General features: G+C 60.3%; 1 pseudogene. It reads left to right on the top strand.

Features of this window, described 5'->3' with window-relative positions:
- Positions 1-197: pseudogene (locus RTW80_RS30890) on the top strand (4-hydroxy-2-oxo-heptane-1,7-dioate aldolase); the annotation flags it as partial.
- Positions 198-234: the final 37 nt, after the last annotated feature.

The raw sequence follows: 234 nt of genomic DNA, 5'->3' as shown, positions 1-234 counted from the left end.
CGCAGATCCTCAGCGCGGGCAAAGCGCCCGGCATCCTGATGGCGAATGAACAGCTGGCAAAACGCTATCTCAGCCTCGGCGCGTTGTTTGTCGCGGTCGGCGTGGATACCACCCTGCTCGCCCGCAGCGCCGAAGCGCTGGCGGCCCGCTTTACCGACGTCACCACAGCAGTTGATAACAATAAATCCGTCTACTAAACGTACGATGTGGAGCGCAACATGACGACCTCAACCC

Source organism: Escherichia sp. AM3 (assembly GCF_032029835.1).
Classification (GTDB): Bacteria; Pseudomonadota; Gammaproteobacteria; order Enterobacterales; family Enterobacteriaceae; genus Escherichia; species Escherichia coli.
This window is presented reverse-complemented; position numbering and strand designations above follow the sequence as displayed.